This window comes from Pseudomonas sp. TH21 (assembly GCF_016651025.1).
GTDB lineage: Bacteria > Pseudomonadota > Gammaproteobacteria > Pseudomonadales > Pseudomonadaceae > Aquipseudomonas > Aquipseudomonas aylmerensis.
Genome location: NZ_JAEKEQ010000001.1, coordinates 3140109 through 3165444 on the forward strand (window position 1 = coordinate 3140109; position 25336 = coordinate 3165444).

General features: G+C 63.1%; 22 protein-coding genes and 1 pseudogene. 16 read left to right on the forward strand and 7 right to left on the reverse strand.

From position 1 onward, the window contains the following. The first annotated feature begins 8 nt into the window (after nucleotides 1–8). The 6 genes and pseudogenes from JFU04_RS13715 to JFU04_RS13740 all read left to right on the forward strand — a co-directional run bounded on the left by JFU04_RS13715 (nucleotide 9) and on the right by JFU04_RS13740 (nucleotide 6726). Entirely contained in the window at nucleotides 9–377 is a 369-nt protein-coding gene (locus JFU04_RS13715) for a protease inhibitor Inh/omp19 family protein (RefSeq protein ID WP_201144373.1), read from the forward strand. A gap of 102 nt (nucleotides 378–479) precedes the next feature. Then, nucleotides 480–2231 (forward strand): type I secretion system permease/ATPase, encoded by a 1752-nt coding sequence (locus JFU04_RS13720; RefSeq protein ID WP_201144375.1) that lies wholly within the window; start codon nucleotides 480–482, stop codon nucleotides 2229–2231. After that, nucleotides 2228–3529, forward strand: a complete 1302-nt coding sequence (locus JFU04_RS13725; RefSeq protein WP_065905122.1) for an HlyD family type I secretion periplasmic adaptor subunit — start codon at nucleotides 2228–2230, stop codon at nucleotides 3527–3529. Before JFU04_RS13720 ends, JFU04_RS13725 begins: the two co-directional genes overlap by 4 nt. A gap of 2 nt (nucleotides 3530–3531) precedes the next feature. Further along, nucleotides 3532–4857: pseudogene (locus JFU04_RS13730) on the forward strand (TolC family outer membrane protein); the annotation flags it as partial. A 188-nt stretch (nucleotides 4858–5045) separates the two neighbouring features. Next, nucleotides 5046–6476, forward strand: coding sequence for a polyurethane esterase (locus tag JFU04_RS13735; RefSeq protein WP_201144377.1), 1431 nt, complete (start codon nucleotides 5046–5048; stop codon nucleotides 6474–6476). Between the two features lie 85 nt (nucleotides 6477–6561). Next, nucleotides 6562–6726: a hypothetical protein gene (locus JFU04_RS13740; RefSeq protein ID WP_162946084.1), complete on the forward strand. Its 165-nt coding sequence runs from the start codon at nucleotides 6562–6564 to the stop codon at nucleotides 6724–6726. A 42-nt stretch (nucleotides 6727–6768) separates the two neighbouring features. On the opposite strand, the gene JFU04_RS13745 is transcribed toward JFU04_RS13740, so the two are convergent. Next, on the reverse strand, nucleotides 6769–6993 hold the full coding sequence (locus JFU04_RS13745; RefSeq protein ID WP_065905126.1) for a YgdI/YgdR family lipoprotein: 225 nt from the start codon (nucleotides 6991–6993) through the stop codon (nucleotides 6769–6771). A 185-nt stretch (nucleotides 6994–7178) separates the two neighbouring features. Here JFU04_RS13745 and JFU04_RS13750 point away from each other — a divergent pair, with 185 nt between their 5' ends. The 3 genes from JFU04_RS13750 (at nucleotide 7179) to JFU04_RS13760 (ending at nucleotide 12221) form a co-directional block, all read left to right on the forward strand. Beyond that, the gene (locus JFU04_RS13750; RefSeq protein WP_201144379.1) at nucleotides 7179–8828 is read left to right on the forward strand and encodes a VRR-NUC domain-containing protein; all 1650 of its coding nucleotides are present in this window, start codon (nucleotides 7179–7181) and stop codon (nucleotides 8826–8828) included. Continuing rightward, entirely contained in the window at nucleotides 8825–11089 is a 2265-nt protein-coding gene (locus JFU04_RS13755) for an ATP-dependent DNA helicase (protein ID WP_201144381.1), read from the forward strand. Before JFU04_RS13750 ends, JFU04_RS13755 begins: the two co-directional genes overlap by 4 nt. 190 nt (nucleotides 11090–11279) lie before the next feature. Continuing rightward, nucleotides 11280–12221: an alpha/beta fold hydrolase gene (locus JFU04_RS13760; RefSeq protein ID WP_106803901.1), complete on the forward strand. Its 942-nt coding sequence runs from the start codon at nucleotides 11280–11282 to the stop codon at nucleotides 12219–12221. Here JFU04_RS13760 and JFU04_RS13765 read toward each other — a convergent pair. Then, on the reverse strand, nucleotides 12184–13650 hold the full coding sequence (locus JFU04_RS13765; RefSeq protein WP_106803900.1) for a sensor histidine kinase: 1467 nt from the start codon (nucleotides 13648–13650) through the stop codon (nucleotides 12184–12186). The two genes, JFU04_RS13760 and JFU04_RS13765, sit on opposite strands and share 38 nt — an antisense overlap. Next, complete coding sequence (locus JFU04_RS13770; protein WP_201144383.1) at nucleotides 13647–14357, reverse strand: response regulator transcription factor; 711 nt, start codon at nucleotides 14355–14357, stop codon at nucleotides 13647–13649. The genes JFU04_RS13765 and JFU04_RS13770 overlap by 4 nt, the downstream gene beginning before the upstream one ends. Before the next feature lie 476 nt (nucleotides 14358–14833). Between JFU04_RS13770 and msrB the strand changes: the two genes are divergently transcribed. From msrB to msrA, 3 genes are all read left to right on the forward strand, one after another. Next, a complete protein-coding gene (msrB, locus tag JFU04_RS13775; protein ID WP_201144385.1) occupies nucleotides 14834–15334 on the forward strand; it encodes a peptide-methionine (R)-S-oxide reductase MsrB in 501 nt (166 codons plus the stop codon). Nucleotides 15335–15369: 35 nt separating this feature from the next. Beyond that, nucleotides 15370–17130 (forward strand): cytochrome c biogenesis protein DipZ, encoded by a 1761-nt coding sequence (locus JFU04_RS13780; RefSeq protein ID WP_201144387.1) that lies wholly within the window; start codon nucleotides 15370–15372, stop codon nucleotides 17128–17130. A 158-nt stretch (nucleotides 17131–17288) separates the two neighbouring features. Beyond that, entirely contained in the window at nucleotides 17289–17984 is a 696-nt protein-coding gene (msrA, locus tag JFU04_RS13785; RefSeq protein WP_106803897.1) for a peptide-methionine (S)-S-oxide reductase MsrA, read from the forward strand. Between the two features lie 112 nt (nucleotides 17985–18096). Here msrA and JFU04_RS13790 read toward each other — a convergent pair whose 3' ends face one another. Further along, nucleotides 18097–19047, reverse strand: a complete 951-nt coding sequence (locus tag JFU04_RS13790) for an alpha-E domain-containing protein (protein WP_120448562.1) — start codon at nucleotides 19045–19047, stop codon at nucleotides 18097–18099. A 2-nt stretch (nucleotides 19048–19049) separates the two neighbouring features. Next, complete coding sequence (locus tag JFU04_RS13795) at nucleotides 19050–20459, reverse strand: circularly permuted type 2 ATP-grasp protein (RefSeq protein WP_120448563.1); 1410 nt, start codon at nucleotides 20457–20459, stop codon at nucleotides 19050–19052. Between the two features lie 397 nt (nucleotides 20460–20856). Between JFU04_RS13795 and JFU04_RS13800 the strand changes: the two genes are divergently transcribed. The 3 genes from JFU04_RS13800 (at nucleotide 20857) to JFU04_RS30400 (ending at nucleotide 21833) form a co-directional block, all read left to right on the forward strand. Continuing rightward, nucleotides 20857–21402 (forward strand): hypothetical protein, encoded by a 546-nt coding sequence (locus JFU04_RS13800; protein ID WP_065905174.1) that lies wholly within the window; start codon nucleotides 20857–20859, stop codon nucleotides 21400–21402. Nucleotides 21403–21474: 72 nt separating this feature from the next. Beyond that, nucleotides 21475–21687, forward strand: coding sequence for a hypothetical protein (locus JFU04_RS13805; RefSeq protein ID WP_065905176.1), 213 nt, complete (start codon nucleotides 21475–21477; stop codon nucleotides 21685–21687). Between the two features lie 11 nt (nucleotides 21688–21698). After that, entirely contained in the window at nucleotides 21699–21833 is a 135-nt protein-coding gene (locus JFU04_RS30400; RefSeq protein WP_256595100.1) for a hypothetical protein, read from the forward strand. Here the strand turns inward: JFU04_RS30400 and JFU04_RS13810 are convergent. Together JFU04_RS13810 and JFU04_RS13815 are read right to left on the reverse strand one after the other, a co-directional pair. After that, a complete protein-coding gene (locus JFU04_RS13810) occupies nucleotides 21824–23176 on the reverse strand; it encodes a cation:proton antiporter (protein ID WP_065905178.1) in 1353 nt (450 codons plus the stop codon). The genes JFU04_RS30400 and JFU04_RS13810 overlap by 10 nt on opposite strands. Before the next feature lie 57 nt (nucleotides 23177–23233). Beyond that, nucleotides 23234–24160, reverse strand: a complete 927-nt coding sequence (locus JFU04_RS13815; protein ID WP_201144389.1) for a LysR family transcriptional regulator — start codon at nucleotides 24158–24160, stop codon at nucleotides 23234–23236. Between the two features lie 113 nt (nucleotides 24161–24273). On the opposite strand from JFU04_RS13815, the gene JFU04_RS13820 reads away from it, so the two are divergent. Beyond that, a complete protein-coding gene (locus tag JFU04_RS13820; protein WP_201144391.1) occupies nucleotides 24274–25239 on the forward strand; it encodes an aldo/keto reductase in 966 nt (321 codons plus the stop codon). The last annotated feature ends 97 nt before the right edge of the window (nucleotides 25240–25336 follow it).

A 25336-nucleotide genomic window follows, 5' to 3' on the forward strand; every position in this document is an offset into this window, starting at 1 on the left:
GCCGCTCAATGAAAGGTTTTTATCAATCGATCGCCTGCGCTGTGCAGGTGATAGTCGTGTCGGCAGGAGCCCACGCAATGGCGAGCAGTCTTGTATTACCCAGCAGCGCCCAACTGGCCGGGCACTGGCAGTTGCACCAGGCGGATCAGGTCTGCGCCCTCGACCTGCTGGAACAGGCCAACGCCCTGGGCGGCGACGTGGCGTGCGTGGCGCAATGGCTGGGGGACACGCCCCGGACCTGGTCGCCGACCCCCGACGGCATCTGGCTGATGAACGCCGAAGGCAGCGGGATAACCCATTTGAATCGCCAGAAAGAAGGCGAATACCAGGGGCGCACGGCGTCCGGCGTCGTGGTGGTATTACACCGCGCGCCTTAGTTGCCGTTATAACGCTATAACCCAAGTTTATTAGTTGGCCGCTCCTGATCGGGGGTGCGGGCAACTATTGCGTGTCGTTTGGTTCAAGGAAGATAAACCACTATGGCCAAGCCTATTGCCGTGGCGCCTTTATTCAAGGCGCTGGGTGAATACAAGAGCATCCTGATCAGTGTCGGCTGTTTTACCGCGCTGATTAACCTGTTGATGCTGGTGCCGTCGATTTACATGCTGCAAGTGTATGATCGCGTGCTGTCCTCGCAGAATGAAACCACCCTGGTCATGTTGACGCTGATGGTCGTGGGGTTCTTTGCGTTTATTGGCACACTGGAAGTTATCCGCAGTTTTATCGTGATCCGTATTGGCAGCCAGTTGGAACGCCGTTTCAACTTGCGCGTGTACAAGGCCGCTTTTGAACGCAATCTGCAACGCGGCCAGGGGCATGCCGGCCAGGCGCTGGGCGACTTGACCCTGTTGCGCCAGTTCATCACCGGCCCGGCGCTGTTCGCGTTTTTCGATGCGCCATGGTTTCCCCTCTACCTGCTGGTGATTTTCCTCTTCAACGTGTGGCTCGGGGTCCTGGCCACGGCGGGTGCGGTGCTGCTGATCGGCCTGGCGTGCCTCAACGAATACCTGACTAAAAAGCCCTTGGGTGAGGCGGGCGCCTATTCCCAGCAATCGAGCCAACTGGCCACCAGCCATTTGCACAACGCCGAGACCATCCAGGCCATGGGCATGCTCGGTGCACTGCGCAAACGCTGGTTTGCCGTGCATTCGCAATTTCTGGGGTTGCAGAACACCGCCAGCGACACTGGTTCGGTGATCACGTCCTTGAGCAAATCCCTGCGCCTGTGCCTGCAATCACTGGTGTTGGGCCTCGGCGCATTGCTGGTGATCAAGGGCGACATGACTGCCGGGATGATGATCGCGGGCTCCATCCTGATGGGCCGCGTACTGAGCCCCATCGACCAGTTGATCGCGGTGTGGAAACAGTGGAGTTCGGCCAAGTTGGCCTACCAGCGCCTGGACGATCTGCTGCGTGAATTCCCTCCCGACAGCGAGCCGATGAAACTCCCGGCGCCGCAGGGCCAGGTGAGCTTCGAGCAGGTCAGCGCGGGGCCGCCCGGACGGCGCACGCCGACCCTGCATCAGGTCAGCTTCACCCTGGGCGCCGGCGAAGTCCTCGGCGTGCTCGGTGCCTCCGGTTCCGGCAAATCCACCCTGGCCCGCGTGCTGGTGGGGGTGTGGCCAACCCTGGGCGGCACCGTGCGCCTGGATGGCGCCGACATCCATCGCTGGGACCGCGAAGACCTCGGCCCGCACATTGGCTATCTGCCCCAGGACATCGAATTGTTCAGCGGCAGCATCGCCGACAACATCGCGCGTTTTCGCCAGGCCGATCCGGCCTTGGTCGTGCAGGCTGCGCAACAGGCCGGCGTGCATGAGCTGATTCTGCGCCTGCCGCACGGCTACGACACGCTGCTCGGCGACAACGGCGGCGGCCTCTCTGGTGGGCAGAAGCAGCGGGTGGCCCTGGCCCGCGCCCTGTATGGCGGGCCGCGCCTGATCGTATTGGATGAGCCCAACTCCAACCTCGACACCGTCGGCGAAGCGGCCCTGGCCAGCGCCATTGTGCAGATGAAAGCCCAAGGCAGCAGCGTGGTACTGGTCACCCATCGCTCTTCGGCATTGGCCCAGGCCGACAAATTGCTGGTGCTCAACGAAGGCCGCCTGCAGGCGTTCGGCCCGAGCCAGGAGGTGTTGCGCGCATTGTCCGGCCAGCCGGAAGCACCGAAGGAAAGGCCCGGTGTGAGTTTCAGTCGTCAGTATCAAGCGGGAAGGAATCCAGGCGCATGAGCAGTCTCACTTTTGAACAACGTGACGCGCGGTTCTTCGTGCGCATGGGCTGGTTGCTGACCGTGGTCGGCGCCGGTGGATTTTTCCTCTGGGCCAGCCTGGCGCCGCTGGACCAGGGCATTCCGGTGCAGGGCACCGTCGTGGTCTCGGGCAAGCGCAAAGCGGTGCAAACCTTCAGCCCGGGCGTGGTCAGCCGAATTCTGGTGCGCGAGGGCGAAACGGTTAAACAAGGCCAGCCGCTGTTTCGCCTCGACCAGACCCAGAACCAGGCTGATGTGCAGTCGCTGCAAGCCCAGTACCGCCTGGCCTGGGCCAGCGTGGCGCGTTGGCAGAGCGAGCGCGACAACCGTTCCAGCATCCGCTTTCCCGCCGAGCTGAGCAGCAACCCCGATCCGGCCCTGGCCCTGGTGCTGGAAGGCCAGCGCCAACTGTTCAGCAGCCGCCGCGAAGCCTTTGCCCGTGAACAGGCGGGGATCCGCGCGAACATCGACGGCGCCACTGCGCAACTCGGCGGCATGCGCCGGGCGCGCAGCGACCTGACCGCCCAGGCCCAATCCCTGCGTGATCAACTGAGCAACCTGCAGCCGCTGGCCGACAATGGCTACATCCCGCGCAACCGCCTGATGGAGTACCAGCGCCAGCTGTCCCAGGTGCAGCAGGACCTGGCGCAGAACACCGGTGAAAGCGGCCGCGTCGAGCAGGGCATTCTCGAATCGCGCCTGAAACTGCAGCAGCACAGCGAGGAATATCAAAAGGAAGTGCGCAGCCAATTGGCCGACGCTCAACTGCGCAGCCTCACGCTGGAACAGCAACTCACCTCGGCCGGGTTCGACTTGCAACACAGTGAAATCAACGCGCCGGCCGATGGTATTGCCGTCAACCTCGGCGTGCACACCGAAGGCGCCGTGGTGCGCGCCGGTGAAACCCTGTTGGAAATCGTGCCCCAGGGCACGCGCCTGGAAGTCGAGGGGCATTTGCCGGTGCACCTGGTGGACAAGGTCGGCACGCACCTGCCGGTCGACATCCTGTTCACCGCCTTCAACCAGAGCCGCACACCACGCGTGCCGGGGGAGGTCAGCCTGATCTCCGCCGACCAGATGCTCGATGAAAAAACCGGTGCGCCGTATTACGTGCTGCGCACCACGCTCAGCGACGCGGCCGAGCAAAAACTGCAGGGCCTGGTGATCAAGCCGGGCATGCCGGCCGAGATGTTCGTGCGCACTGGCGAGCGCTCGCTGCTCAATTACCTGTTCAAGCCGCTGCTGGACCGCGCCGGCTCCGCGCTGACCGAGGAATGAGCATGAGATCGCTGCTTATTGCCGTGTTATTCAGCTGCGCCAGCGCTCACGCCGCCATGGGCCCGTTCGACGTCTACGAGCAGGCCCTGCGCAACGATCCGGTGTTTCTCGGCGCGATCAAGGAGCGCGACGCCGGCCTGGAGAATCGCACCATCGGCCGCGCGGGGCTGCTGCCCAAGCTGTCCTACAACTACAACAAGGGTCGCAACAATTCCCAGGCCACCTTGCCTGACGGGCGCGGCGGCAATTATCACGACGACCGCAACTACAACAGTTACGGCTCGACCTTCAGCCTGCAGCAGCCGCTGTTCGACTACGAGGCCTACGCCAACTACCGCAAAGGCGTGGCCCAGGCGTTGTTCGCCGATGAAAGCTTTCGCGACAAGAGCCAGGCGCTGCTGGTGCGGGTGCTGACCTATTACACCCAGGCGCTGTTTGCCCAGGACCAGATCGACATCGCCCGCGCCAAGAAGAAGGCCTTCGAACAGCAGTTCCAGCAGAACCGACACCTGTTCGAGCAGGGCGAGGGCACCCGCACCGATATTCTCGAAGCCGAGTCGCGTTATGAGCTGGCCACGGCCGAGGAGATCGAGGCGCTGGACGAGCAGGACGCCGCCCTGCGCGAGCTGGGGGCGTTGATCGGAGTACAGAGCGTAAACATCGACGACCTGGCGCCGCTGAGTCCTGGTTTCGCCGCCTTCAGCTTGAGCCCGGCCAACTACGACACCTGGCACGAGTTGGCGATCAGCAATAACCCCACGCTGGCGTCCCAGCGCCAGGCCCTGGAAGTGGCGCGCTACGAAGTGGAGCGCAACCGCGCCGGGCACCTGCCGAAAGTCACCGCCTATGCGAGTTCGCGCCAGCAGGAGTCGGACAGCGGCAACACCTACAACCAGCGCTATGACACCAACACCATCGGCGTCGAAGTCAGCCTGCCGTTGTATGCCGGTGGCGGCGTCTCGGCGTCCACTCGCCAGGCCAGCCGCGCCATGGAGCAGGCCGAGTATGAGTTGGAAGGCAAGACACGCGAGACCTTGATCGAGCTGCGTCGCCAGTTCAGCGCGTGCTTGTCCGGGGTGAGCAAGTTGCGCGCGTACCAGAAGGCGCTGACGTCGGCCGAAGCGTTGGTGGTGTCGACCCGGCAAAGCATCCTTGGCGGTGAGCGGGTCAATCTTGATGCGTTGAATGCCGAGCAGCAGCTGTACAGCACACGCCGAGACCTGGCCCAGGCGCGGTATGACTACTTGATGGCCTGGACCAAGCTGCATTACTACGCCGGCAATTTGCGCGACACCGACCTGGCCAAGGTAGACGAAGCCTTCGGGCCCAAGAGGGCCGAGCCTCCCGCTGCAGACAAGCCCCCTGTGGCAAGCCGACTCCCTGTTGCAAACAAACCGCCTGAGGCAAGCCGACCCCCTGTGGCGAGCGGGCTTGCCCCGCGTTGGGCTGCGCAGCAGCCCCAATAAAACCACACGCACAATCTCCGGCCAATTCCAACAACAAGAGAGACAAGACCATGGGTGTATTTGACTACAAGAACCTCGGCACCGAAGCCAGCAAAACCTTGTTCGCCGATGCCACCGCAATCACGTTGTATACCTATCACAACCTGGATAACGGCTTCGCAGTCGGCTATCAGCAACATGGCTTGGGGCTCGGCCTGCCGGCCACACTGGTCGGGGCGTTGCTCGGCAGCACAGACTCCCAGGGAGTGATCCCCGGCATTCCCTGGAACCCCGACTCGGAAAAGGCCGCCCTGGACGCGGTGCACACAGCCGGTTGGACGCCAATCAGCGCCAACGCACTGGGCTACGGCGGCAAGGTGGATGCGCGGGGCACTTTTTTTGGCGAGAAGGCCGGCTACACCACGGCCCAGGCCGAAGTGCTGGGCAAGTACGATGACGCCGGCAAACTGCTCGAGATCGGCATCGGTTTTCGTGGCACCTCGGGCCCTCGGGAAAGCCTGATTACCGACTCCATCGGCGATCTGGTCAGCGACCTGCTCGCCGCGCTGGGCCCCAAGGACTATGCGAAAAACTATGCCGGCGAAGCGTTTGGCGGCTTGCTCAAGACGGTGGCCGACTATGCCGGCGCCCATGGCCTGAGTGGCAAGGATGTGCTGGTCAGCGGCCACAGCCTGGGCGGCCTGGCGGTCAACAGCATGGCCGACCTTAGCACCAGCAAATGGGCGGGTTTCTACAAGGACGCTAACTACCTGGCCTACGCCTCGCCCACCCAGAGCGCCGGCGATAAGGTCCTGAATATCGGCTACGAAAACGACCCGGTGTTCCGTGCGCTGGACGGCTCCGCCTTCAACCTGTCGTCCCTCGGCGTGCATGACAAGCCCCACGAGTCGACCACCGACAACATCGTCAGCTTCAACGACCACTACGCCTCGACGTTGTGGAATGTGCTGCCGTTTTCCATCGCCAACCTGTCGACCTGGGTGTCGCATTTGCCCAGCGCTTACGGCGACGGCATGACGCGTGTGCTGGAATCGGGGTTCTACGAGCAGATGACCCGTGACTCGACGATTATCGTCGCCAACCTGTCCGACCCGGCGCGCGCCAACACCTGGGTCCAGGACCTCAACCGCAATGCGGAGCCGCACAAGGGCAATACCTTCATCATCGGCAGCGACGGCAATGACCTGATCCAGGGCGGCAAGGGCGCGGACTTCATCGAAGGCGGCAAGGGCAATGACACGATCCGCGACAACAGCGGGCACAACACCTTTTTGTTCAGCGGGAATTTTGGCCAGGATCGGATTATCGGCTACCAGCCGACCGACAAGCTGGTGTTCCAGGGCGCCGACGGCAGCACCGACCTGCGCGACCACGCGAAGGCCGTGGGGGCCGATACGGTACTGAGTTTTGGCGCCGACTCGGTGACCCTGGTCGGGGTCGGGCTGGGCGGCCTGTGGAGCGAGGGTGTGCTGATCAGTTGAGGAGGGCGCGACGGATTATCGGCGGTCCATGCGTTTAACGGTTACCTGCGAGGTGTATCGCCTGTTGCCGTACGAGGGTTTGAGCATGTCCCGACTTCGATTGTTGCTGTGTGCCGTGGTATTGGGGTTGAGTGGGTGTGCGGTGTACCCGGCCTATCCAGGCCCATGTTGCTACCGCCCTTACTACCACTCCTACTATTACCATCCTTACTATCGCCCGTATTACTACCATCCGTACTACCGGTATTGATCGGTCCCAACAAAAAGCCCCGCATTGCGGGGCTTTTTCATCTCAGTCTTCCTTGCGCACCGTGGCGACGTCATCGGCCTTGACCCGGATGTGCTTGCCGGCAATGTCGGTGAATTCGTAGAAACCGTCGGCGGTCTTGGTCTTGGGGGTGTCCTTGGTCAAATACTGCGTGCCGTTTTGCAGCGTCACTACGGTTTGCGTCGCGCAACCGGCCACTAGCAGAAAAGTGAGTGCAACCAGTGGCAGACCCAAATTCTTCATGTTCATAACCCTTACCTTTAACCCTGAAAAAACCACGCCAGGGGCGTGGGCCACAAATGTTACGCCATCGACTCACCCATCTGATCACTTTTATACAAAAAGTTGCCTGCGCCATTTATCTATTAGCGATTGCCACCAGGCTTTTGCGCCGGCACTCTGTATGCATAAACAGTATTTGATCAAAGCGCGCCATGGCCAATCCCCTCGAAGACCCGCTCTATTACCTGCATAACTTCCGCCAGGTCCTGCATTGGCTGGAGCAACGCTATGCCGACCTGCTGGATACTGACGAACAGCATTTCATTCAGCAATTTGACAGGTTGCCGCAAGCCTCCCAGGCGTTGCTGGTGCGCATGGTGATGCGCAAAGGTGTGCATTTTCGAGCAGGCAAGCTCAATTACCTGGAGGTCGGTTGTCCGCATGCCGCCGCCGAGCCGTTGCTGGAACTCGGTTGGGTGGATGCGCAATGCCTGCTGGCCTTCGAGGAGCTGTTCGCCTTGCTGCAAAAAAGCGAACTGCTGGGCGCCTTCAAGCCCTGGATCGAGCAGCCCAGGGGCAAGAAAGCCGATTGGCTGGAGGGCCTGGCCGCCCAGTTCAGCGAGGCACGCAGTTTTGCCGACTGGTGCCCCGACCTTGCCGACCGCCTCTACAGCCTCACCGTCATGGAGTTGTGCGACCGCCTGCGCCTGATGTTCTTCGGCAACCTGCACCAGGACTGGTCCGAGTTCGTGCTGGCTGACTTGGGCATCTACACCTACGAAAAAGTCGAGTTCTGCGCCGAGTCCCGGGGCTTGCGCAGCCGCGACGACGTGCACGGTTTCCTGTTCCTGCACCAATGCCAGCAAGCCTTTGAGGCCGGCGAAGCATTGGCGCAGGTGCTGGCGCAAGTGGCGACGCTGCACACCGACAACCCGTGGCTGGAAAAACGCCGGGCCAAGCTGCTGTTCCAGATCGGCCAGTATTGCGAGCGCAGCGCCGAACTGGACCTGGCGCAGCAGATCTACCGGGGCTGTGCCTATCCGGGCGCCCGCGCGCGGCTGATTCGCGTATTGGAACGCCAGGAGGACTACGCCCAGGCCATGGCCCTGGCGAGTGCCGCGCAACAGGCGCCGGAAAGCGCCGCCGAGCAGCAGCACCTGTTGCGCGTATTGCCACGCCTGCGGCGCAAGCTCGGCGCGCCGCCGTTGCCCAAGGCCAAGCCACGGCCTGTCACGCGCCTGGACCTGGCCCTCGCGCTGCCCGAGCCGATGATGTCGGTGGAGTACTGCGTGCAGGCGCACCTGAGCGAGCCCGATGCGCCGGTGCACTACGTCGAGAACGGGCTGATCAATTCATTGTTCGGCCTGTTGTGCTGGGACGCGATCTTCGCGCCGCTGCCGGGTTCGTTTTTCCACCCGTTCCAGCGCGGCCCGGCGGACCTGCACAGCGAAGACTTCCACCCGCGACGCGCGGCATTGTTCGCTGCGTGTTTTGCGCAACTGCAGGATGAAGGCTACAAGACCACCATCCGCCAGCGCTTTAGTCAAAAATGGGGAATCCAGTCACCCTTCGTGTTCTGGAACCTGCTCAGTGAAGAGTTGCTGGAGCAGGCATTGGCCTGTTTACCGGCCGAGCACCTGCGCTACTGGTTCGAGCGGCTGTTGCTGGATATCCGCGCCAACCGTACCGGGATGCCGGACCTCATCCAGTTCTGGCCGGCGCAAAAGACCTACCGCATGATCGAGGTCAAGGGCCCCGGCGACCGCCTGCAGGATAACCAGCTGCGTTGGCTGGAGTTCTGCGGTGAATACCAGATGCCGGTCACCGTCTGCTATGTGCGCTGGGCGGAGCACGCCGCTTGAGCTATACCGTGGCCGTGCGCGCCTTGTGTGAGTTCACCGCCAAAGTGGGCGACCTCGACCTGCGGTTTACCCCATCGCCCAGTGCTCAGGAAGGCATTCTCGGCCATCGCACCGTGGCCTCGCGGCGCAGCGCGCACTATCAGAACGAAGTGGCCCTGGAGGGCGAGTACCAGCAGCTCAGAGTACGGGGCAGGGCGGACGGCTATGACCCGGACGCCAATCGCCTGGAAGAGGTCAAGACCTATCGCGGTGATCTCGACGCCCAGCCCGCCAACCATCGGCAGCTGCATTGGGCCCAGGTCAAGGTGTATGGCTGGCTGATGTGCCAGAAGCTCGGCCTCACCGAGATCGACCTGGCGCTGGTGTATTTCGACATCGTCGGCGAGGGCGAAACCCTGCTCAACCAGCGCTTCCAGGCCGCCGAGCTGGAGCCGTTCTTCAACCGGCAATGCGCACTGTTCCTCGGCTGGGCCGAGCAGGAAATGCAGCACCGCGACGCGCGCAACCTGGCGGCGCAAAGCCTGGCCTTTCCACATGCCGACTTCCGCGCCGGCCAGCGCACCCTTGCCGAATCGGTATACAAGGCGGTCAGCACTGGCCGCTGCCTGATGGCCCAGGCTCCCACGGGGATCGGCAAGACCATCGGCACGGTCTTCCCGCTGCTCAAGGCGCTGGCGCCGCAGCAGCTGGACAAGGTGTTTTTCCTGACCGCCAAGACTCCGGGGCGCAAACTCGCGCTCGACGCCTCCCAGGTGCTGTTCGACAGCAGCCCCGACCTGCAATTGCGCGTGTTGGAACTGGTGGCGCGCGACAAGGCCTGCGAACACTTGGACAAAGCCTGCCATGGTGATTCTTGCCCGCTGGCCAAGGGTTTCTATGATCGACTGCCCGCCGCGCGTACTGCCGCGTCCAAGGTGCGCCTGTTGAACCAGCGCAACTTGCGCGAGGTGGCCCTGGCCCATGAGGTATGCCCGTACTACCTGAGCCAGGAGATGGCGCGCTGGGCCGACCTGGTCGTCGCCGACTACAACTACTATTTCGACTTTGGCGCCATGCTGTTCGGCCTGGCCCAACTCAACCAATGGCGAGCGGCGGTGCTGGTGGATGAAGCCCACAACCTGGTGGAGCGTGCCCGTTCGATGTACAGCGCAAGCCTCGACCAATACAGCCTCAAGACCCTGCGCGACATCGCCCCCGAGCCCCTGAAAAAGCCCCTGCAGCGCCTGAACCGTGAATGGAATGCGCTGCACAAGGACCAACTTGCGCCGTACCAGGCCTATGCCGCCCGCCCGGAAAAACTCCTGCAGGCCCTGAGCCTGTGCGCCAGTGCCATGGGCGACTATTTCAATGATCATCCCGAGGCGCTGGCGAGTGACCTGCAAGCCTTCTACTTCGAAGCGCTGCAATTTGCCAAGGTCGCCGAGCTGTTCAACGAGCACTTCATTTTCGATATCAGCAAGCGCCAGTTCAGTGGCAAGCGCAGCAGTTCAACCCTGTGCCTGCGCAATGTGGTGCCCGCCGAATTCATCCGGCCCCGGTTGACGGCGGCGCGCAGCAGCGTGCTGTTTTCCGCGACATTGAGCCCGCGCCACTTCTACGCCGACTTGCTGGGCCTGCCGGCGGACACCGCCTGGATCGACGTCGAATCACCGTTCAAGGCCGAGCAGCTGCGTGTGCGCATCGTCGATGCCATCTCGACCCGGTTTGTGCACCGCGACGCCTCGCTGGAACCCATCGTCGAACTGATCGCCCAGCAGTTCGCACAGCAACCGGGCAACTACCTGGCGTTTTTCTCCAGCTTCGATTACCTGCAGCAGGTCGCACAGCGGCTGGCCGAACGACACCCGCACATTGCGCTCTGGCAGCAGTCACGCGGCATGGCCGAAGCCGAACGCCAGGCGTTTCTCGACCAATTCACCGAGCACAGCCAGGGCATCGGCTTCGCCGTGCTCGGCGGCGCATTCGGCGAGGGCATTGATTTGCCCGGCGCCCGCTTGATCGGCGCGTTTATCGCCACCCTGGGCTTGCCGCAATTGAACCCGGTCAATGAGCACATGAAAACGCGCATGGGCGCAATTTTCGGCGCCGGCTACGACTACACCTATCTGTACCCCGGCATTCAAAAAGTCGTGCAGGCCGCGGGCCGGGTGATCCGCAGCCAGCATGACCGCGGCGTGGTGATGCTGATCGATGACCGCTTCGGCGAAGCGCGTGTGCGCCAGTTGCTGCCGCGCTGGTGGGCGCCGGCGACGGTAACCTGAGCGGCTGGCCACGCGGGAGCGCAGGGCCTGGGAATGTGCCTGCCCGCCGTTGGGGCGGCGTTGATGACCGCGCATTTGGCGCAAATGATGCTGGTGAAAATCCTGTGGCTCTATCACTCTGCCTGAGCGCCACTCCACGCGCCTGTGTCGCGCTGAAGCGCCGAGCGAAACCTACACAAGGAGGCCAGTGATGAACGCTATCGAGCAGGACAGGATCCAGGTCAACGGGATTGAGTTGAGTGTGTACATCGCCGGCCCGGAGCAGGGCCGGCCGATCTGGCTGCTCCACGGTTTTCCCGAGTGCTGGCATTCCTGGCGCGAACAGATCCCCGCGCTGGCGGCGGCTGGGTTCCGGGTGTTTGTCCCGCAAATGCGCGGGTACGGCCAATCAAGTTCGCCGCCCGAGATTGCCGATTATGACGTGCTGACGCTGTGCGCCGATATCCAGCAGGCCATGGATCACTTCGGCCATGCACAGGTGGTGATGGTCGGCCATGACTGGGGCGCCGTGGTGGCCTGGCACCTGGCGCTGCTCGAACCCGAGCGCATTACGCACTTGATCACGTTGTCGGTGCCGTTTGCCGGCCGTGCGCGGCGGCCGGTGATCGAAATCCTGCGTGAGCTGTACGCCGACCGCTTCAATTACATCGTGTACTTCCAGCAACCCGGCGTCGCCGAGCAGGAACTGGACGCGGATATCGAACGTACGCTGCGCTTGTTCATGCAGGATGAAGATTTGTTTTTGCAGAAGCGGTCCGCCGACTCAAGCTTGTTCGACGGTGCGCAGCCCCCTGGTCCGCTACCGGCGTGGTGTTCACGAGAAGACCTGGACGTCTACGTGCAGACCTTCGCCGAGCATGGCTTTCGTGGCCCGCTGAACTGGTATCGCAACTTTGAGCGCAACTGGCAACGCAGCGAGTTCCTGGCCGGCCGGCAGGTGCTGCAACCGACGCTGTTCCTGATCGGCGACCGCGACCCCGTCGGCGTGTTTGAAGCCCACACCCTCAAGCGCATGCCGGAGTCGGTGCCGAACCTTGAGCAGCAGGTCCTGGCCAATTGCGGTCACTGGATCCAGAACGAGCAAGCTCAGCGGGTCAACGCGTTGATGCTCGGGTTTCTAGGGAAAACGTAAAGGTCGCGCCGTGCCCTGGGCGGTCGACCAGACGAATGCTGCGCCCGTGCAATTGCAGGATGCGGTGCACGATGCGCAGGCCCAGGCCACCGTCGCGCCGCGCGCCGCCGATGGTGAAGGCGCGCAGGAACAAGCCTTCACGCAGTTCGGCGTCGATCCCTGGGCCACTGTCGCTGACGGTCACCGCCACGCCATCGGCGGCTGGCGACAGGATCACCTCGACTTCGCCATTCACCGGTGTATGGCGCAAGGCATTGTCCAGCAGGTTGGTGAGCACGCGTTCGATCAGGCCCAGGTCCGCCAGCACGGTGGGCACCTGCGGGGGTAGGGTGGCAGTCAGGGTGATGGCGCGCGCCTCGGCGGTGAGTTCGAATTTCTGGAAGATGTCCTGCACCAGGTCCGGCAGGGAGAAGCCTTCGATCACTGGCTGCACAAAGCCGTGTTCCAGGCGCACCAACTCCAGCAGCGACTGGGCCAGGCCACCGACCTTGCGACTCTGGTCAAGGGCAATGCCGAGGTAGCGCCGGCGCTCTTCGGGGCTCAGGCTGGCATCCTTGAGCGTCAGGGTTTCCAGGTAACCATGCAGGGACGCCAGCGGCGTGCGCAGGTCATGGGAGATGTTGGCGACCATTTCCCGGCGTTCCTGGTCCTGGTGGGTGATGGCCCGCCACTGTTCGCCCAGGCGGTTTTCCATCTGCACGAAAGCGTGGTCGAGCACGGCGATTTCGTCGCCACTGTCGAGTTCCGGGGTGGCCGATGCCTGGGTTTTCGGCGCGCCGTTGATATCGAACTGACCGACCTTGTCGGTGAGCTGGCGCAATGGCCGGGTGATCCACGCGAAGGCGATGAGCCCCGCCAGCAGGCACAACAGGGCCACCAGGCCGATGGACCACAGCGCGATCTTCAGCGCCATGCCCGTGGCGTCCTTGGCGTCGTACACATCATGGGCTTCGCCGAGCAGCACCACGTAGAGGAAGCCGGTTTGCTGGCCGTTGGCCTTGAGCGGCGCGGCGCTGAACACCTTGCGCCCGTCGACGCTGCGCGGGTCATCGCCAAGGATCGGCAGCATGGCGCCGCTGAGGAAGCGCCGGATCGGTGCCAGGTCAACCTGGTCGCGCAGCAGGTGGCCGCTGGGTGCGGCATTGCCGACCACACGGCCGTCGATGTCGAGCAGGTACACCTCGACACTCGGGTTGACCAGCATCAACTGGCTGAACAGGTTGCGCACGGCGTCGGGCTTGAGGCCATCGGCGTCCATCAACTGCGTGTCACGGGCGATATGTGCGGCCAGGTCACGGGACAGGCCTTGCACCACTTCCAGCTCGTGCATGCGGTTGGAGCGCACTTGCAGCCAGGCCGAGGTGCCACTGCAGATCACCAGAAGCACGGCGAACACCACCGACAGGCGCTGGGTCAGGGTCAGCTTCATGGCGGGCTCTCGGCGAACTTGTAGCCACGGCCCCACACCGTGAGGATGCGCGCGGGGTTGGCCGGGTCGGCTTCGACCTTGGCGCGCAGGCGGTTGATATGGGTATTCACCGTGTGTTCATAACCTTCGTGGCTGTAGCCCCACACGGCGTTGAGCAGGTCCATGCGCGAGAACACCTTGCCGGGCTGGCGCGCGAAGAAATACAGCAGGTCGAATTCCCGTGGGGTGAGGTCCAGGCGCTGGCCTTGCAGCGTCGCGTCACGGGTCAGCGGGTTGATGAACAACTGGCCGAGGTCGAGGCTGCCGGCGTCCATCTTCAGGTTGCGTGCCATTGCATCGACCCGGCGCAACAGTGCCTTGACCCGCGCGACCAGCTCCGGCATCGAAAACGGCTTGGCCAGGTAGTCATCCGCGCCCAGCTCCAGGCCGAGGATGCGGTGCAGTTCGCTGGAGCGCGCGCTGGTGATGATGATCGGCGTGTAGCGCGTCATGGCGCGGGCGCGCCGGCAGATTTCCAGACCGTCGACGCCGGGCAGCATCAGGTCGAGTATCAATGCATCCCAACCGCCTTGCTCAAGCAGGCGCAGGCCTTCGTCGCCGTCGGCGCTGTGCACCACGTCGAACTGCTCATCGCGCAGGTGCAGGCAGATCAGGTCGGCAATATGCGCATCGTCCTCGACCACCAGGACACGTTTGGGCTGATCCATGTAAGAGAAACCTTCGCTTGTCGTTCGCGCATTGTGCGGCTTTTGCAACAGTGTAGTTATCACGAATTGTTTAACTCTGCGTGAGGATTCCGCGACCGTAAATCCTCCAACATCTGCCTATCGAAAGAGTGCGGGTTGTGGTGGTTCTGGTTTTGGCTGTGGCAGGGATTGTGGTTGTGGCAGTGACTCTGGCAGTGGTTGTGGCAGTGGTTGTGGTTGTGGCGAGCGGGCTTGCCCCGCGTTGGAGTGCGTAGCGCTCCCGCTTTTTTTGGGGCCGCTGCGCAGCCCAACGCGGGGCAAGCCCGCTCACCACAGAAGCCCCCTCACCACAGAAACCTGCTTACCACAGAGTCCACTTACCACAGAGACCTGCCTACAAGAGAAACCTGCCCACCACAGAAACCTGGCTACCACACAAGCCCGCGCACCACAGGGTAATCGTCGCCCAATGGACGGTATGGATCGAGGAGAACAGCATGTATTCACGTCGACAAATTCTGCTGGCCGGTGGCGGCCTGGGTGTCGCGGTCCTGGCGGGTGGCCTGTTGAGACAGATCAACCTGGTCACCGCAGCCGAGGCCGCCGAGACGTTCGAGGTCAACCACTCCGACGCCGAATGGCGCAGCCTGCTGACCGCCGAGCAATACAATGTCCTGCGCGAGGAGGGCACCGAGCGCCCCTACACCAGCGCCCTCAACGACGAGCACCGTGCGGGCACCTTCGCCTGTGCCGGGTGTGCGCTGCCACTCTTCTCCTCGGCAACCAAGTTCAACAGCCACACCGGCTGGCCGAGTTTCTGGCAACCGCTCGACAACGCCGTGGCCAGCCACACCGACACTTCCTACGGCGTGGTGCGCAAGGAAATTCACTGCCGCCGGTGTGGTGGCCATCAGGGGCACGTGTTCGATGACGGCCCGCCCCCCACCGGTTTGCGCTATTGCATGAATGGTGCCGCCATGACCTTCACTGCGGCTTAAGCCGATGTTTACTTATCTGTCTAAGGGAAGATCCCATGTGGCTTCTGGTTCTCGCGTATCTGGGCGGCGTGCTGACAATCGTCAGCCCGTGCATCCTGCCTGTTCTGCCTTTTGTCTTCGCTCGCACCGGGCAGCCGTTTTTGCGCAGTGGCTTGCCGCTGTTAGCGGGGATGGCGGTGACGTTCGCCCTGGTCGCCTCGCTGGCGGCGGTGGGCGGCGGCTGGGTGGTGCAAGTCAATCAGTACGGGCGCTGGCTCGCGTTGCTGTGCGTGGCCCTGTTCGGACTCACGCTCCTGTTGCCGCAACTGTCCGAGCGCCTGACGCGTCCGTTGGTGGCGGCCGGCAGTCGCCTGTCGGAAGCCGCCGGGGCCGATGCCAGGCCGCGTCCGGGCGCCTCGTTCCTGATCGGCGTGGCTACCGGCCTGCTCTGGGCACCCTGCGCCGGGCCAATCCTCGGGTTGGTACTGACCGGCGCCGCGCTGCAGGGCGCCAGCATCGGTACTACCTTGCTCTTGCTGGCCTACGCCGCCGGGGCTGCCACCTCCCTGGCCTTGGCGCTGCTGGTCGGCGGTAAAGTCTTCGGCTTCATGAAGCGCTCGCTCGGTGCCGGTGAATGGCTGCGCCGTGGCTTGGGTGCCTTGATGCTGGCCGGCGTCGCGGCCATCGCACTGGGTCTCGACACCGGCGTGCTGGCGCGGCTGTCGACCGCGTCCACCGGTGGCCTGGAGCAAAGCCTGGTGAACACGCTGAGCGCCAAGCCTGAGCAGAAGGGCGGGGCGATGATGGCTGGGGGCGCAATGATGGCCGCCGCCAACCACAGCGACACGTTGCCGATAGAAGGTGCGCTGCCTTCGCTGGACGGCGCCGTGCAGTGGCTCAACAGTCCACCGCTGACCGCCGAAGGGCTCAAGGGCAAGGTGGTGCTGGTGGATTTCTGGACCTACTCCTGCATCAACTGCCTGCGCAGCCTGCCGTATGTCAAAGCCTGGGCCGAGAAGTACCACGACCAGGGCCTGGTGGTGATTGGCGTGCATGCGCCGGAGTTTGCGTTTGAGCGCGACGTGAACAACGTCACCCAGGCGATGAAGGACCTGGGCATCACCTACCCGGTGGCCATCGACAACAACTACAAGGTCTGGCGCGCCTTCAACAACCAGTACTGGCCGGCGCATTACTTCGCCGATGCCAAGGGCCAGATTCGCTATCACCATTTTGGCGAAGGCGACTATGCCGAGTCGGAGCGGGTGATCCAGCAGTTGCTGCGTGAGGCCGGCGCACAGAACGTCGCCAGTGGCCTGATCGAGGCCGACGCCAAGGGCGTGCAACAGGCGCCGGACATGAACGAGGTGCAGTCGCCGGAAACCTACCTGGGCTTCCAGCGCGCCGAAAACTTTGTCACCACCGGCACCCTGGCCACCAACCAGGTGGCGAACTACCCGGCGGCCGGCAACCTGGCCCTGAACAACTGGACCCTGGAAGGCCACTGGAATGTCGGCGGCCAGCAAGCCACCCTCGACCAGGCGAATGGGCGGATTGTCTACCGCTTCCATGCCCGCGACCTGCACCTGGTGCTCGGCCCGGGCACCGATGGCAAGCCGGTGCGCTTCAAGGTCAGCATCGACGGCCAGGCACCTGGCGATGCCCACGGCACCGACGTCGCCCCGGATGGCAGCGGCACCGTCACCGAACAACGCCTGTACCAACTGGTGCGCCAACCCGGCGCCGTCAAGGACCGCACGTTCACCATCGAATTTCTCGACCCGCACGTGTCGGCCTACGCCTTCACCTTCGGCTAACTGATTTTTTGACTGGATAACCCCGTCAATGTGGGAGCGGGCTTGCTCGCGAAGGCGCTGAAACCGTCGCCGAATGCGTTAGCTGACACAGCGTATTCGCGAGCAAGCCCGCTCCCACCGGTTGACCCCGTTGATTCAGTTGCACTGGAGTGACTGTGATGAAACTGCTCAAGATCCTGCCCGCCCTGGCTTTCGCCGCGTTCGTGGGCCAAAGCTCGGCCTTTTCCTTCGGCGCCACCGAAGACGCCGTCGCCATCGCGCCACCGGCGCTGGACCTGCCCGCCGAACCCGGCAACCTGCAAACCGCTGTGTTCGCCGGTGGTTGCTTCTGGGGCGTACAAGGCGTGTTCCAGCATGTGCAAGGGGTGAAAAACGCCGTCTCCGGTTATGACGGCGGCGCGGCGAACACGGCCCAATACGAGTCGGTCAGCGGCGGCGACACCGGCCACGCCGAATCGGTGTCAGTGACGTACGACCCTGGCAAAGTCAGCTACGGCAAGCTGCTGCAGATCTACTTCTCGGTGGCCCACAACCCCACCGAACTCAATCGCCAGGGTCCGGATTCCGGCACCCAGTACCGCTCGGCGATCTTTGCGCAGAATGCCGAGCAGCAAAAAGTTGCCCAGGCCTACATCGCCCAGTTGGACGCGGCCAAGTCGTTCGATAAACCCATCGTGACTAAAATCGAGATGGGCAAGGCGTTTTACCCCGCAGAGTCCTACCACCAGGACTTCCTCACGGAGAATCCGTCCTATCCCTACATCGTGATCAATGACCTGCCGAAAGTCGCACAACTCAAGAAGCTGTTTCCCGACCAGTACCGCGCCGAGCCGGTGCTGGTCAAAAACCAGTAACCCCCTGTGGGAGTGGGCTTGCCCGCGAATGCGGTGGATCCGTCAGTACTGCTGTGACGGGCATACCGCTTTCGCGGGCAAGCCCGCTCGCACTTGTTGATCTGCTGCGTGGCTACACCACTTCCAGATACGAGCTATGGATCGCCCGCGCCAATTCACGCACGGTGTCGATAAACTCGGTCAACCGGCTGTGCAGCCCATCCTCGAGAATCTCATCGATCCCGGTGTACCGCAGCCGCGCTTCGAACTCCGCCGCCAGGCGCTGCGCCGTGCGCCCGTAACTGCCGGGCAGGTCGGCGAGGATATGGCTCAATTCCTCGATACACGCATGCAGCGAGCGCGGCACGTCACTGCGCAACAGCAGCAACTCCGACACCGAGCGCGCGTTCAAGGCATTCGGGTACAGCTCGGTATACGCCTCGAACGATGACAGCGCGCGGAGCAGGGCACTCCACTGGTAGTAACCACGGGCCGAGAGGTCGCTGACTTCCTCTGATTCCTCGCCGAACATTTCATAACGCGCATCCAGCAGGCGCAGGGTGTTGTCCGCGCGCTCGACGAAGGTGCCCAGGCGAATGAACCGGTAGGCGTCATTGCGCATGATGGTCCCGGACGTGGCGCCCCGGAACAGGTGCGAACGCTGCTTGACCCAATCACAGAAGTGGCTGATGCCATGTCGCGCCAGGCCGCCGGCGGCGATGCTGCGCATTTCCAGCCAGGTGGCGTTGAGGTTTTCCCACATGTCGGCGGTGATGCGCCCGCGTACCGCATGGGCATTGCCCCTGGCCGCGCGCAGGCAGTTGTAGATGCTGGCGGGGTTTTCTTCGTCGAGCGCGAAGAAGTGCAACATGCGCTCGGCGTCCAGTTGCGTGTGGCGCTCCAGGTAACTGTCGAGGGTGCCGCTGCTGAGCAACGACATCGCCAGTTCATCCAGGCCATCGCTGCGCCCGGCCTGGGGCATCAACGACAACGAGTAACTGACTTCGAGCATGCGCGCGAGGTTCTCGGCGCGCTCCAGGTAACGCGACATCCAGTACAGATCTGCGGCGGTTCTACTCAACATACTCAGCCCTCCACCACCCAGGTGTCCTTGGTTCCACCGCCTTGCGACGAGTTGACGATCAACGAGCCTTCACGCAGGGCCACCCGCGTGAGGCCGCCGGGCACCAGGCGGGTTTCCTTGCCCGACAGCACGAAGGGCCGCAGGTCAATGTGCCGCGGCGCGATGCCGTTTTCGACAAAGGTCGGGCAGGTGGACAGGCTCAGGGTCGGTTGGGCGATATAAGCATGTGGACGCGCCTTGATGCGCTGGCGGAAATCCTCGATTTCAGCCGCGCTGGACGCCGGGCCGACCAGCATGCCGTAGCCGCCGGAGCCTTGGGTTTCCTTGACCACCAGTTCCGGCAGGTGTGCGAGTACGTGGGACAACTCGTCGGGCTTGCGGCACTGGAAGGTTGGCACGTTTTGCAGCACCGGCTCTTCATCCAGGTAGAAACGGATCATTTCCGGCACGTAAGGGTAGATCGACTTGTCGTCCGCCACGCCGGTGCCGATGGCGTTGGCCAGCACCACGTTGCCGGCGCAATAGGCGGCTACGAGGCCGGGCACGCCGAGCATCGATTCGGGGTTGAACGCCTGCGGGTCGAGGAACGCGTCGTCGATACGGCGGTAGATCACGTCCACGGCCTTGGGGCCGTCGGTGGTGCGCATGAACACCTTGAGGTCATGCACGAACAGGTCGGCGCCTTCCACCAGTTCCACGCCCATTTCCCGGGCCAGGAACGCGTGTTCGAAAAACGCGCTGTTGAAGCGGCCCGGCGTCAGCACCACCACATTGGGGTTGTCCAGGCGGCTGGAGCTTTTCAGGGTCTTGAGCAACAGGTTGGGGTAGTGGTCCACCGGCGCGATGCGCTGTTTGGCGAACACCTCGGGAAACAGCCGCATCATCATCTTGCGGTCTTCGAGCATGTAGCTCACGCCACTGGGCGTGCGCAAGTTGTCTTCGAGCACGTAGTACGTGCCGTCGCCGTCGCGCACCAGGTCGACGCCGGAGATGTGCGAATAGATATCGCGGTGCAGGTCGAGGCCGACCATGGCCTTCTGATACCCCTCGTTGCCCAGCACCTGGTCTGCCGGAATGATGCCGGCCTTGATGATGCGCTGGTCGTGGTAAATGTCGGCGAGGAACATGTTCAGCGCATTGACGCGCTGGATACAGCCGCGCTCGATCACGCTCCACTCACTGGCGGGGATGCTGCGCGGGATGATGTCGAAGGGGATCAGGCGCTCGGTGTCTTGTTCGTCGCCGTAGAGGGTGAAGGTGATCCCCGCGCGGTGGAACAGCAAATCGGCTTCGCGACGGCGCTGGGCCAGCAGTTCCGGTGGCGTGTTGGCCAGCCAGCGGGAGAAATCCTGATAATGCGCACGGCACACGCCGTTTGCGTCATTCATTTCATCAAAGAAAGATCGAGCCATTCCAGTACCTTGTCAGTGCCGAGGGACGCATGGGGTGGCACTGCCGCTTTAAAAAACGCATTTTTTTATGAGCCCGTGGCTGACGGTGCCACTGGGCCTGGTCCTTACTTTCTTATGGGGTCGGCTCTGGGTCGGGGGGTAACGAATGCTCCTGTATCCGGGCAGATGAATGGATAAAGCAATGCCTGTGCCGGATTGGGCATACGCGGGGTATTTACCCGTTCGCGGGTAGCCGCTGACGATGGGAAGCCTGCTCACAGCAGGAAGATTGCTTTTCCGGGCTCCGATGGCCGGCCACAAAGGGGCAGGGTGCGCACCACGCTGGTGCATGAACAAACTTGAACTTCGCCCCCTGCCGATTCTTCTAACAGGTCTCACCCCAGCACGGAGCACGGACGTGCCCAGAATCATCTCACCCGATACCCCGGAATCGAACCTGACCGATCACAGCGAACACAACGCCAAGATCTTCGGTTCGCCCAAGGACCGCCTGGACTTCTACCGGCGCGAAATCCAGTACGAAACCACGATTCTCGCCAACCGCACCGACGCCTACCTCACCGCGCAATCGTTCCTGGTGATCGCGTTCGTCTCCGGCATGGGCAACCTCAATCCGGAATGGGGCAAGTTGTTCACCGTGGTCGTGCCGGTATTCCTGGCCGCGCTGGGGATCCTCAGTTCCCTCAACGCCTGGCCAGGCATCCGCGCCGCTTACGAAATCATCGACCATTGGCACTACAAGCAGAGCGAATTGCTGCGCAGTGAACCGGTAATGGGCATGGCCTATGACGAGTCGCCGCTGTTTTCCGAGATGGAGTCGTCCCACAAGGGCTACCGCAAGTCGCTGCTGTTCTCGATGCGCGCCCCGTGGTTGTTCATGGTGTTCTGGGTGTTGCTGGGGGCGTACGCGTTTTACATCCAGGTGGACAATCCTGGCTCTTAAGCAAGTTGAACTTCGGCTACCCGCGCGGGACCTTATCTTTACGCAGTCTGCGTTTTTTCAACGAGGTGACCCATGAGCACAGACAACGATCCGCAAACCAGCAACCGCAACGACCCGGCGATCGACGGCGGCGAGCCGGCGCCAGGTACGGCGGCCGATGCGCCCAAAGATCCGAAGCCTGCCAGTGATCCCAAGGCCAAGGAAAACGACTACAGTCCAGACTTCAAGCCTGAGCCCGAGGTCAAGCCTGAAACCGATGCCGATATCGACACCCAAGGTGGTTAGAGGAGACGGTCATGTCCAAAGAACTGGAAGAAGAACTCAACGACCCCGGCAATGAAGACCCGGGTTCGTTGATGGATGATGCAGAAGTGCCGCTCAATGACCTGGATGAAGCCGCCGATGTCGGCAACACCGAAAATCAGGACTGAGCCTTGCCCTTGGCACGTCGTTCATACCACGCCAGCATCGGCTGGGTACTGAGGCCATGAACGACGATGCTCAAGGCGATCACTGACAGCGTCAGGTTCACCGCCACCGCGCTGCTGGTCCCGATCAAGCCGTGGTTGAGCGCGTAGAACAGGTAGTAAATGCTGCCGATCCCACGGATCCCAAACCAGCCCATCAAGCCGCGTTGCTGGCGATCGATCAGGCTGCCCCACGGGATGGCGAAGACGCTCAGCGGGCGAATCACACAGAACAGCAACGCCGCCAACGGCAGTGCGCGCCAATCCCAATGGCTGATCAGCACAATCCCCAGCACCGTCACCAGGAACACCTCCATCGAACGCTCCACCAGGCTGCCGAACGAGAGCATGTCGCCCATCATCACGCCGGCGGCGATCTGGCTATCCTCCAGCCCGCTGGTGTCGCCTTGCAGTGCGCGTTCCGGCTCCACTTCCAGATGCCCCACCACCGGCAATGCCAGGTGTTCCGACGGCGTCTGTGAATGGCCGGTTGAGCGGAATTCGGCCTGGCGCAGCCCCAATCCGGCGGCGAACACCGACAGGAAGCCGTAACCGCCAACGGCCTCGGCCGCCACATAGGCCAGGGCGATGAGGGCGAGGGTCAGGTAGTCATTCGGCGACAGCGTGCTGTCGCTGTTGGTGATGCGCAGCCACAGCGTTACGCGGCCAATGCCGCGCCCCATCCAATAGCCGATCAACAGCCCGGCCGGCACCGCCCACAGCAGGTTTTTCAGCACCCAGCCGCCCAGCCAGTCACCGTCAAAACCGCCGTGCTGCATGAACACCAGGGCGAAAATCACGAACGGGAACGCCGTGCCGTCGTTGAGCCCGGCCTCGCCGGACAGGCCGAAACGCAGCGCGTCGTAGTCCTGGGCATTATTGACCTGCACCAGGCCCGCCAGCACCGGGTCGGTCGGCGCGAGGATGGCCCCCACCAACAGCGACACCCCCCACGACAGTTCAAACAGGTAGTGCAAGGCCAGGCAGATGCCGAGGATGCTCAACAGCATCACCGGGCCGGCCATGCCGAACGCAATCCGCCAGGTGCGATGGCGCAGCGGCAGGCGCAGCTTGAGGCCGCTGACAAACAGCGAAAACAGCACCGCGACCTCGGTGAGGTGCTCCATCCAGCGTGCAGAGTGCTGGATATCCAGGTGCAACAGGTCCACCCCCAGCGGGCCGATGCCGACGCCCAGCAGCAGGCACACGGCCGAGGCGGTCACCGGCATCCAGCGCAGGTAAGAGGAGGTGAGGGCGAGGGTGAGCAATACGGCGCCGAGGACGGCCATCCATAGAATAAAAGTCATCGAGCAGTTACCGGGCCGTGGTCTATCCAGGTTTGAGAGTGACGGCCCGGCGCAGGTTCAATGTGATTCCATCAACTGCGAACCGATGGTTTTCAGGCGGATCATGTCCATCAATTGGCGCAGTCCCGGCTGCGATTGCCGGCGGCTCGGGTAGTACATGCACAGCGGCTCGCCCACGCAGGCCCAGTCCGGCATGACATCTACCAGGCGGCCGTCCGCCAGTTCCTGTTGCACGCGGTTGGCCAGGCAGTAGGCAATGCCTACGCCTTGCAGGGCGGCATGCACGATGGTTTCGGTATCCGCCGCGCTGAAGTGGCCTGGCACGTCGATGCGCTGCTGGCGCGGGCCATTGCCCAACTCCCATTTGTAGGGCGTCTTGTCGCCCAGGTACATGCGGATGCACGCGTGCTGCAGCAGGTCCTTGGGTTGCTGTGGCGTGCCACGCCGGGCGAGGTAGGCGGGGGAGGCGATGGTGATCCAGCGCAACGCGCCCGTCAGCGGCACGGCGACCATGTCCTGGGGCACGGTGGCGCCGTAGCGGATGCCGGCGTCGTAGCCCTCGGCGACGATGTCGATCATCTGGTCCTGCACGATCAGGTCCAGGCGCAGCTGCGGGTAGGCGGCGCAGAAGTCCCCGAGAATCGGCGCCAGCAGCAATACCGCGGCATCGCGTGGCACGTTGAGGCGCAGCCGGCCGATGGGGGCTTCGCGGTACAGCTCCAGGGTGTCGAGGCCGTCCTGGATCGTGGCGAACCCCACGCTGAGTTTTTCCGCCAGCAGGGTGCCGGCGTCGGTGGGTTCCACGGCGCGGCTGGTGCGGTACAGCAGCTTCACGCCCAGGCGGGTTTCCAGGTTGCGCATGGTGTGGCTCAGCGCGGAGGTGGTCACGCCGAGTTCATGCGCGGCATGGCGAAAGCTGCGGCGGCGGATGATTGCCATGAACACGTTGAGATCGGCCAATTCGGAACGGTTGAAGGCAGCCATTTCAAGTCTCTTTAGTGGGGCTTTGGTTGAATGCGGCGTTGAGCCCTATTCAACCTGGGATGACCTAGAGTAATTGCTTTTCTAAGCATGTTGACGGTCAGGGGTTTTATTTCATGTACGTTGAGACCATCCGCATCGCCGGTATCGATACACCGGTCTCGCGAATAGCCCTCGGCACCTGGTCGATGGGCGGGCACCTGTGGGGCGGCGCCGACAACGAACAGGCGACCCGCACCCTTCGGCATGCGTTGGCACTCGGAATCAACCTGATCGACACCGCGCCGGTGTATGGCTTTGGTTTATCCGAACAGATGATCGGCAAGGCCCTGCGCGGCGTGCGCCACAGCGCCGTGATCGCGACCCAGGCCGGGCTGCATTGGGACGACGGCCCGCCACGGTGCAACGCCACGGCCCGGCGCATCCGCAAAGCGCTCGAAGACTCGCTGGTGCGCCTGGACACCGACTACATCGATCTGTACCAGATCCACTGGCCCGACTCGCCGGTGGCCCAGGAAGAAACCGCCGATGAGTTGGAGCGTCTGCGCCGCGAGGGCAAGATCCTTGCCGTCGGGGTGAGCAACTATGCCTCCACGCACAGGGATACTTTCAGCCAGCACACTGCGGCGGCCACAGTGCAACCGCCGTACAACCGGTTCGAACGCAGCATCGACAGCGCTATCCTGCCGTATGCCAGGCAGCATTGCCTGGTGGTGCTGGCCTACGGGCCGCTGTGCCGCGGCTTGCTCAGCGGCAACCTGCATGCGCAGCCCCCTTTTGCCGGGGACGCTGTGCGCACGCTCGACCCGACATTCAAGGCGCCGCGTTTCGAGCAATACCTGGAAACGGTGGCCGCGCTGGGTATCTATGCGCGCGAGCGCCACGGCAAATCGGTGCTGGCCCTGGCCTTGCGTTGGGTGCTCGACCAAGGCCCGACCATCGCGTTGTGGGGAGCCCGGCGTCCCGAGCAATTGCGCGGTTTTGAAGAAGCGTTTGGCTGGCAACTGACCCCTGAAGACCTGACGAATATCGACGGTATCCTCGCCAGCACCATAAAAGATCCGCTCGGCGCGCCGTTGTAGCCCTGCGCCAGCGATGTCGGCGGCCAGACTTCGAGCCTTGCTCGGTGCAGGATTGGCATTCGCGACCTGTTCGCACGATAAACGACATCGCCCTGAA

Excerpts from the sequence above, each read along its gene's own strand:
- JFU04_RS13740 (WP_162946084.1), top strand. The coding sequence starts at position 6,562 with ATGTCCCGACTTCGATTGTTGCTGTGTGCCGTGGTATTGGGGTTGAGT.
- JFU04_RS13815 (WP_201144389.1), bottom strand. The coding sequence starts at position 24,160 with ATGGCTGCCTTCAACCGTTCCGAATTGGCCGATCTCAACGTGTTCATG.
- JFU04_RS13790 (WP_120448562.1), bottom strand. The coding sequence starts at position 19,047 with ATGTTGAGTAGAACCGCCGCAGATCTGTACTGGATGTCGCGTTACCTG.
- JFU04_RS13715 (WP_201144373.1), top strand. The coding sequence starts at position 9 with ATGAAAGGTTTTTATCAATCGATCGCCTGCGCTGTGCAGGTGATAGTC.
- JFU04_RS13795 (WP_120448563.1), bottom strand. The coding sequence starts at position 20,459 with ATGGCTCGATCTTTCTTTGATGAAATGAATGACGCAAACGGCGTGTGC.
- JFU04_RS13820 (WP_201144391.1), top strand. The coding sequence starts at position 24,274 with ATGTACGTTGAGACCATCCGCATCGCCGGTATCGATACACCGGTCTCG.
- JFU04_RS13750 (WP_201144379.1), top strand. The coding sequence starts at position 7,179 with ATGGCCAATCCCCTCGAAGACCCGCTCTATTACCTGCATAACTTCCGC.
- JFU04_RS13725 (WP_065905122.1), top strand. The coding sequence starts at position 2,228 with ATGAGCAGTCTCACTTTTGAACAACGTGACGCGCGGTTCTTCGTGCGC.
- JFU04_RS13810 (WP_065905178.1), bottom strand. The coding sequence starts at position 23,176 with ATGACTTTTATTCTATGGATGGCCGTCCTCGGCGCCGTATTGCTCACC.
- JFU04_RS30400 (WP_256595100.1), top strand. The coding sequence starts at position 21,699 with ATGTCCAAAGAACTGGAAGAAGAACTCAACGACCCCGGCAATGAAGAC.
- JFU04_RS13765 (WP_106803900.1), bottom strand. The coding sequence starts at position 13,650 with ATGAAGCTGACCCTGACCCAGCGCCTGTCGGTGGTGTTCGCCGTGCTT.
- JFU04_RS13735 (WP_201144377.1), top strand. The coding sequence starts at position 5,046 with ATGGGTGTATTTGACTACAAGAACCTCGGCACCGAAGCCAGCAAAACC.
- JFU04_RS13780 (WP_201144387.1), top strand. The coding sequence starts at position 15,370 with ATGTGGCTTCTGGTTCTCGCGTATCTGGGCGGCGTGCTGACAATCGTC.
- JFU04_RS13805 (WP_065905176.1), top strand. The coding sequence starts at position 21,475 with ATGAGCACAGACAACGATCCGCAAACCAGCAACCGCAACGACCCGGCG.
- JFU04_RS13770 (WP_201144383.1), bottom strand. The coding sequence starts at position 14,357 with ATGGATCAGCCCAAACGTGTCCTGGTGGTCGAGGACGATGCGCATATT.
- JFU04_RS13745 (WP_065905126.1), bottom strand. The coding sequence starts at position 6,993 with ATGAACATGAAGAATTTGGGTCTGCCACTGGTTGCACTCACTTTTCTG.
- JFU04_RS13720 (WP_201144375.1), top strand. The coding sequence starts at position 480 with ATGGCCAAGCCTATTGCCGTGGCGCCTTTATTCAAGGCGCTGGGTGAA.
- JFU04_RS13760 (WP_106803901.1), top strand. The coding sequence starts at position 11,280 with ATGAACGCTATCGAGCAGGACAGGATCCAGGTCAACGGGATTGAGTTG.
- msrB (WP_201144385.1), top strand. The coding sequence starts at position 14,834 with ATGTATTCACGTCGACAAATTCTGCTGGCCGGTGGCGGCCTGGGTGTC.
- msrA (WP_106803897.1), top strand. The coding sequence starts at position 17,289 with ATGAAACTGCTCAAGATCCTGCCCGCCCTGGCTTTCGCCGCGTTCGTG.